The sequence below is a fragment of the Falsiroseomonas sp. genome, from assembly GCF_051859025.1.
Taxonomy (GTDB): domain Bacteria; phylum Pseudomonadota; class Alphaproteobacteria; order Acetobacterales; family Acetobacteraceae; genus Falsiroseomonas.
The window spans coordinates 152,443-159,754 of sequence record NZ_JBHYGL010000004.1; the positions used below are offsets into that span (position 1 = coordinate 152,443).

Consider the following 7,312-nt stretch of genomic DNA (forward strand, 5'->3'; position numbering starts at 1 on the left):
GGTCATGGGATGGTCGCCAACTCGGCGAGCCAAAGGAGCGCGATGAAGCCGCCGGCCAGCAGCGCGCCGCCGGCAAGGTTTCGGAGCGCTTCGCCGATGGCGTGCACGCGGCGGGCGGTGCGCGGGCTCACGGCGTCGCCCCGGCGATGGCATCGGCCGGCGGCAGCGGACCTTCCTCGGCCTGGCGCGCGCGGTGGGCGCGCTCGCGATCGGCATCGGGCTCCGTGCAGCGCACGCTGCGGCGCGCGATCTCGATCCAGACGTGCAGCGGCAGCACCACCATCGGCGTCGCGCGGTCACGCCAGAGGAACAACGCGTCATTACCGCCGAGCCAGCGCTCCAGCGTCTTGAAGCCGTCGCCTTCGCCGCGTGCCTTGACCTCGGCCTTCACCGGCTCGGCGCCGCGGACGTACAAATCGACGTCGGCGCCATTGCCGCGGTACCGGACGGCGCCGGAGAGCGGCACGCGTTCGGCGCGGAGGCCGCACTTCGTGTGGATGTCGACGATGGCGCGCTCGCGGCGCAGGCCCTTATCGCGGGAGGATTTGCCCATGGCCGGCCTCACGCCTCAGGCTGGGAGAGATCAGCGAGGCGCAGCAGGAGGCGTCCGCGGCGGATGCAGTCCGTGCCGTGCTGCAGCAGATGCTCCCCGGCCTCGCGCAGCTCGCCGGGCTGGAGGGCATCGGGCACCAGCTCCACGAATTCGTCGCGGGAGGGGACCCACACCCGCTCACGCCCCACCTGTTCGACATAGGTCCGCGCCGCCTCCGGCCACATGGACAGCTGCGCGGCACGGAGCTGCTTGGCGTCGGAGCCGTCCTTCTCGTCGTAGTGCCGGGAAAGGAAGGCCCTGATCTCCGCATTCAGGCCGCGGGCCAGCAGGTGGCGCAGCACGTCCTGGTCCGTCGTGACCGCGGTCCACATCTGCGAAAGGATGGCGTTCGCGACGGCCGGTGCATTGTCCGGCGAACCGATGGTACGGCGGGCGTCACGGATGATGGCGCGAACGCGCTCAGTGGGCTTGGTCATTGGTCGGCTCCAGGAGGTTGATCCAGATGCGCAGCCGTTCCGCGGCCTGCCGCGCCTCGCGCAGCAGCGTCGGCATGAGGGCGGCGGAACGGGCGGCGAGTTCGGGGAGGTCGCAGTCGAGCCGGGCAAGGTCCTGCACGGCGCCGGTCCAATCGACCCAGTCGGCGCCGATGGGCGCGACCTTCGGCTGCTCCGGCGGCGGGGACGGACGCTTGGGGCGGGGCGGCGGTGGCCCGATGGTGGCCTGCACGGCATCGCGCACGGCGCCGCGCAGCCCGGCCATGGTCGGCGGCGCACCTTCGTCGCGGGACCGCGTGAAGTACGCCTCCATCGCGGCGCGCCCCGCGGCCTGGGCCTGTTCCTCGCGACCGCCGGCTAGTTCCTCGTAGCGCTGGGCCGTGCTGGTGGAGATGCCGGCATCGGCCAGCGCTGCGGCCTTCGACTTCCCCCCGGCGGGAAGTCGAACCGTGGCGCCATCGGCCTTGCGAACCGTCTGGGCCTGATCGAGATCTCGGCTCAGCTCGCCGATGCGGACGCAGGCGCGCAGATGGATCTCGCGCACCCAGATTTCGAGGTCGCGGTCGTCGCGCTGACGGGCATAGGCGGCGAGCGCAGCTGCCTTGTCGCGGATCTCCGAGGCCTCATCGATGCGGGCACATTCGGCCAGCGCGGTGCGGGCCTGCTCGTAGCGGACGAGCGCGCTCATCAGGCGGTCACCGCGACCGGAATGCCGGCGGGGGACGGCTGCGAGGTGCTGGTCGCGTCGCGGGTCTGTGCCGCCTCGAAGGCCTCAATATCCTCGAGGCGATAGGCGACGCGGCCGCCCAGCTTCAGGAAGGCGGGGCCCCGGCCCAGCCAGCGCCACCGCTCCAGCGTGCGGTGGCTGAGGCACCAGCGGCGCGCCAGAGCCTTCTGTGTCAGGTGCCGGACGCTGTCCTGGCCGGGCGCACCGCAACCCTCGCCCTGGGTGACAGCTGGAGGAATGGACAGCATTGGCCCCGCTCTGGGGCAACGCCGGCACCACGCCGTCGCTACTAAGCCCCTGATTTCGAGGCTATTTTTGTTCCATCACACTGCTGGAGATATGTTCAGCGCTTCGAAAGTTGTGACATTTTCCGCGGGGCAGCCCTTGGAATTCGGCCACTGGCTGGTCGAGTTGTGACGTCGGACGAAACAGCTGTGACACCGACCGAGGTGAGGCGTGCATCCGGTTGGCCGAGAAGGGACGGCTCGAGGAACAGGTGCGGGTTCAAGCGGTAACCTGACCAAGGCTGATTCTCGAGGACGTCGTCATCCCCGATGGATGCATTGAGGTGCGAGCGGAACTCCGCAGCCAGTTGCCCGCGAAGACGCTCGACGCGCTTGCCCAATGACGGTTCTTCAATCCCCAATCGCTGAGCGAGTGTGCGCCGATCGGTGAACCGATGCATGCTCCCGCCGCTCGCCGCGCTGAGACCGTCACGGTACGATCCGAAAAGTGCGGAGATCAATGCAGCCGATCGCCCCTTCAGCGTGGGCCCCCCTTCAAAAACAACCCGGCTGCCATCGGGCGATACGGCAAACCGGATGGGTCGTGGCAATGGCAGATACCCAGCTGCCGCCGCCTGGACTGGCGCCGGTGGCGCTACCTCTGTCGCGTCGGTGAATGCGATTGGCTCGATAGGTCTTTCGAGCAGCATCGAAAGCAGAGATGTGTTGGGTAGGTTCTTTCGGGCAACAGCCAGATCGAGGGATCCAAGTTCTCGCTTCAGCACGTTCACCACCGCCACTCCGTGCCTGACATGAAGATGGTGCAGGCGCCCAGCGGCCTCATTCGCTGGAACATCGAGATAGCGGATCGCACGGAATATCTGCCCGTAGGCTGATCGAAACCCTGCCTCACTGATTCCTGCGTACCGATGTGCCGCCAGAAGATAGGCCTCCATCAATGACGCTTCAGTTCCTTGTTCCCGGGCGCCGCGGATGAGGTCGACGATGTAGTTCGTCGAACGCTCATGGGCACCGCAATCTGCTGCCAGGATTCCGAAGCGGCGATCGACGCACTGGGAGCAAACGCCGCAATGCTTGTTGTTACGATTAGCCTTTCGGACCTCTGCACAGCTGAAGGTCTGCTCAATCAGATGCTGGCAGCCGAAGTCCGCGATCTTTCGAACCACGTCGGCCTTTGAAAGCCAGAAGTATGGATTCACGATCTTGATGTCATGCTCCGCGATGCGAGAAAACAGCGAGCCAAAATCGTGGAGGACCCGGGGATGCGTGGTCCTTGTCGCACGTGTGCCCAGGACGTGCGGCGCCAACGGTAGATTCATGCTCACCACGCCGTTCTCGTAAAACGTGACCTCACGCTTACCGAACATGCGGGCGACGATGAAACCGATAGTGGCAAACAGAAATGAGCGAGTTCGCTGCGTAAACTCGACTGCCTGGTTTCCACCCTTGGTGACCTCCACGCTGAGGCGGAACAGCCTGGCGGGATCGACACGCTTGCGCAGCCCATCCAGCAGTGTGGCTTGACGGCCGGCGACGAAGGGGGAGGACCTGTGGGATACGAGGACCACACGCTCATTCTGACCAATGAGTGCTTCCGTCGCGCCCGCGAAAGAATCGAGCCCGCCCGAAAACAGAACGACACGGTCTGGGGAGAAGGAGGGCGGCGGTCCTGCGCCGCTTAGGTCCAGATATTCTTGCGGCGGCGATACGCGGCGCGTCGCCTTAAAGGCGAAGGCGAATCTGTCATCTGACAGAAAGGTCAGCGTTGATTCGAGCTTGCTGAGGACTTCGGGATTGCTCCAGAAGGCGAAGTCACGGACGGCAACGGTGAAGGAAAAATCTCGCTGCCAATCGCCGCCGAGACGAGCCATCAGCTTTGTGTCACGGCGCGTGATCTGATCGGCGCAGTAGACGTAACAGGCGATGTCTAGCAGATCGGCGAGGCGATCGGGGATCTTCCCGAGCATCTTGCGGGTTACCTCTGCGGCGCTGAGCCGCACCCGCGCTGGATCACCTTTGGCAGCCGCGACATCGAGGAAGATGGTGCTCTCGTCGATCAGGGTTGGGCGATCGACATCCCCGCAGAAGACCCGAACCTCATCCATGCGCGTCGCGCCGGATTAGAAGCTCACGACGTAATTTGTCGAACGCCACATGGGCAAATCTCCCCGCATTCGCCGCGTTAATGCCTGTCTCGTACCTGGTCTTGGAAAACCATCCTGCGGCGAACTCCTCCATGATCAGAGAGGCTTCACGGCAGTGCGTGTCGAGCGCCTGTTCGAACCGATGATGGTCGGCAATGCTAGGGAAGCGCTTGTTGAAGCCGACGTGATTGGGAAGCTCGCGGCTCAGGAAATAGTCCAGGGATCTTCGCGTGAGCCGGCCGAAAAAATCTCGAGCCAACACTCCAAACTGCTTGTCTGTGGCGAGGCCGCGCAGAGCCGCATGAGCTTCGTCTGCTTTGTAAGTGACCCCGAAGAGGCTCTCGCCAGCGCGCCCCGCGACGGCGCTCAAGCTCTCCGATGCAGCAAGCGTCGCCATCTCCCCGAAATCATCGATGCCGCCAGCCTGGCGTGCCGCGTCGTCGACGGCTTCAATCATGGCCGCGCAAATCTCGGCCAAATCGGCACCGTTGTTGACCTGTAGGCCAAGTTGGCGGAGCGCTGCGCCAAAGTCTTCGGCGCGGGCAGCGAGAGGTATCTGGGTGAGAAGCCAGAACGCGTGGCGAAGCGCGGGATTGTCCGCGCCCGACCGCAGACTCGCCTCGGCGGCGGCCGCTGCAGCGGTGGCGACCTCGCCCGCATCTGCGCCGCCGGCAATGAGCTCAACGACGGCCTTCCATCTCCGTGTGGCGGGGAGCGTACCGAGCCTCTGGTGTCCCATCGATCAGGCGGAGGGGCCGGTGGCCGCCCAGGGATGTGCAAGTCCCTTGTTCCCGCCGAACCGTCTTTTCCCCAACATCATGGCTCCCTCTGCAATGCGAATCGCAGCCGCAACTGCGTTGAGCAAAGATGGCCAAGGGGTTGCAGAAACGCAATCAGAAGTAGTTTAGCGTAGCTCGTAGTTCCCGTGTCGGCGCCTGACGACTACCGGCTGCGAACCCGGCCCCGAACCGCAGAACTTCGCTGCGCTGCTTTTGTTCCCGCGGGCCTTCGATAAGAGATTGTTTTCGCTGTTCTTCTCGGTTGGGCGACACGATCTTGCCTCCCAGCCATGCTTCCGAACCCCTCCAATCCCCACCTCCCGCCGCACCTCCGCGAGGTCTGCAGCATCCTGGCCGCCGGCCTCGTGCGGCTGCGGAGCCGCGCTGCCGAGGAAGCTGCGCGCGAGGCTGCTGACCAGGGAGAGCGCGACCTACACTTCCCGTCCCCTCAGCGCCTGGATGCGAACCGGACCAACCGGAGACCCGCATGACACGCGCCACCAAATCCAAAGCCGGCACCCCGCCGGCGCCGACCATCCCCGCCATTCCACCGGCCGACGTGCTCGGGCGCCTGGCAGCCCTGAAGACCACCGCCACGCCGGACCTGAAGCAGCAGTGGCGGGAGCTCTTCGCTGCCGAGCCGCCGCCCTACAACCGGCGCTTCCTGGAGAGCCGGCTGGCCTACCGGATCCAGGAACTGGCCTATGGCGGCCTGAAGCCCGAGACGATCCAGCGCCTCGAAGCCCTGGGTGAACAGCTCGACGGAGGCAATCCCGTCCTGCGGCGCATCCGCGGCGACGACAAGCCGATCACCGGCACGCGCCTTATCCGCGAGTACCAGGGCGTCGAGCACAGCGTGACCGTGCTGCACGACGGCTACGAGTATCAGGGGCGCCCTTACCAGTCGCTCTCCTCCATCGCCCGCGCCATCACCGGCACGCGCTGGAATGGCTGGCTGTTCTTCGGCCTGAAGAACCGGAGGGGCACGGCATGAAGCGCAAGCCGGCCGCCGAGGCCGCGATGCCGGCCACGGTGCGTAAGATCCGCGCCGCTGTGTACACGCGGAAGTCGAGCGAGGAAGGCCTCGATATGGAGTTCAACTCGCTCGACGCCCAGCGCGAGGCGTGTGAGGCCTACATCACCAGCCAGCGGTCGGAGGGCTGGGTGCTGGTCCGCGACCGCTACGACGATGGCGGCGTGTCCGGCGGCACGCTGGAACGGCCTTCACTGCGGCGCCTGCTGGCCGATGTCGAGCGCGGCCTGATCGACGTGGTGGTGGTCTACAAGATCGACCGCCTGTCGCGCGCGCTGATGGACTTCGCCAAGCTGGTCGACGTATTCGACGCGAACAGCGTGACCTTCGTCTCCGTCACGCAGTCCTTCAACACGACGACCAGCATGGGGCGGCTCACGCTAAACATCCTGCTCAGCTTCGCGCAGTTCGAGCGCGAGGTCATTGGCGAGCGCATCCGCGACAAGGTGGCGGCGTCACGGGCGCGCGGAATCTGGATGGGGGGCTTCGTGCCACTCGGCTACGACGCCAAGGACCGCAAGCTGCTGGTGAACGAGGCGGAGGCGGCACTGGTGCGCCGGATCTTCGAAGGCTTCGTCGAGACGGAATCCGGTACGAAGCTGGTCCAGGCACTGCGCGCCGAGGGCGCCGTCACAAAACGCGGGCGCGCCTTCACCAAGAGCGACGTCTATCGCGTGCTGAGCAACCGCACCTATCTCGGCGAGGCGATGCACAAGGGGAAGTCGCACCCCGGCGAGCATGCCGCCATCGTGCCGCGGGCGATGTGGGACGCGGCGCACGCCCTGCTGGCGATCAGCCCGAAGACACGCGCCAACCGCACCCGCTGCCAGACGCCTTCGCTGCTGCGCGGGCTGATCTTCGGGAGCGACGGGCGTGCCATGTCGCCCACCCACGCGCGGGGGCGCCGCGGGCAGCAGTACCGCTACTATGTCAGCCAGTCGGTGCTGAAGGGCAGCGCCGCGGATGGGCCGGCCATCGCGCGCATTTCGGCCGCGGAGATCGAGGGCGCGGTCATCGCCCAGGTCCGGGGGCTGCTGCGCCAGCCGGAGGTGGTGCTGGGCGCCTGGCGCGCGGCGCGGGCCTCGGCGCCGGATACGACCGAGGACGAGGCGCGGCTAGCGCTGGAGCGGCTGGACCCGCTTTGGGAGGAGCTCTTCCCCGCCGAGCAGGCGCGGATCATCCGCCTCCTGGTCGACCGGGTCGATATCGGGGCGGGCGGCGCCGACGTGCGGCTGAAGCTGGAGGGGCTGGCGAGCCTAGCGCGGGACCTGGCAACGCCGGCCGAATGACCTTCCCCCCTGCCTGGGATCCGCCTGTGATGAGAGAGTTGGCCTCCT

Annotated in this window: 9 protein-coding genes; 2 read left to right on the forward strand and 7 right to left on the reverse strand. The window is 66.4% G+C overall.

What is annotated here, in order from left to right; genetic code table 11:
* Positions 1-2: 2 nt before the first annotated feature.
* The 7 genes from ACTIE5_RS07585 to ACTIE5_RS07615 all read right to left on the reverse strand — a co-directional run bounded on the left by ACTIE5_RS07585 (position 3) and on the right by ACTIE5_RS07615 (position 4,902).
* Positions 3-131, reverse strand: coding sequence for a hypothetical protein (locus ACTIE5_RS07585; RefSeq protein WP_265547360.1), 129 nt, complete (start codon positions 129-131; stop codon positions 3-5).
* A complete protein-coding gene (locus tag ACTIE5_RS07590; protein WP_439549087.1) occupies positions 128-553 on the reverse strand; it encodes a hypothetical protein in 426 nt (141 codons plus the stop codon). The genes ACTIE5_RS07585 and ACTIE5_RS07590 overlap by 4 nt, the downstream gene beginning before the upstream one ends.
* A gap of 8 nt (positions 554-561) precedes the next feature.
* Entirely contained in the window at positions 562-1,029 is a 468-nt protein-coding gene (locus ACTIE5_RS07595) for a hypothetical protein (protein ID WP_111399413.1), read from the reverse strand.
* Entirely contained in the window at positions 1,013-1,735 is a 723-nt protein-coding gene (locus ACTIE5_RS07600) for a hypothetical protein (RefSeq protein ID WP_439549088.1), read from the reverse strand. The genes ACTIE5_RS07595 and ACTIE5_RS07600 overlap by 17 nt, the downstream gene beginning before the upstream one ends.
* Complete coding sequence (locus ACTIE5_RS07605; protein ID WP_439549089.1) at positions 1,735-2,022, reverse strand: helix-turn-helix transcriptional regulator; 288 nt, start codon at positions 2,020-2,022, stop codon at positions 1,735-1,737. Before ACTIE5_RS07605 ends, ACTIE5_RS07600 begins: the two co-directional genes overlap by 1 nt.
* A 95-nt stretch (positions 2,023-2,117) precedes the next feature.
* Positions 2,118-4,124, reverse strand: coding sequence for a 7-cyano-7-deazaguanine synthase (locus ACTIE5_RS07610; protein ID WP_439549090.1), 2,007 nt, complete (start codon positions 4,122-4,124; stop codon positions 2,118-2,120).
* Entirely contained in the window at positions 4,117-4,902 is a 786-nt protein-coding gene (locus tag ACTIE5_RS07615; RefSeq protein WP_439549091.1) for a hypothetical protein, read from the reverse strand. Before ACTIE5_RS07615 ends, ACTIE5_RS07610 begins: the two co-directional genes overlap by 8 nt.
* A gap of 527 nt (positions 4,903-5,429) precedes the next feature.
* Here ACTIE5_RS07615 and ACTIE5_RS07620 point away from each other — a divergent pair.
* Positions 5,430-5,936, forward strand: a complete 507-nt coding sequence (locus ACTIE5_RS07620) for a DUF2924 domain-containing protein (protein WP_439549092.1) — start codon at positions 5,430-5,432, stop codon at positions 5,934-5,936.
* Positions 5,933-7,264 carry a recombinase family protein gene (locus ACTIE5_RS07625; protein ID WP_439549093.1) on the forward strand — a complete coding sequence of 444 codons (1,332 nt, stop codon included), beginning with the start codon at positions 5,933-5,935 and terminating at the stop codon, positions 7,262-7,264. Before ACTIE5_RS07620 ends, ACTIE5_RS07625 begins: the two co-directional genes overlap by 4 nt.
* Positions 7,265-7,312 lie beyond the last annotated feature (48 nt).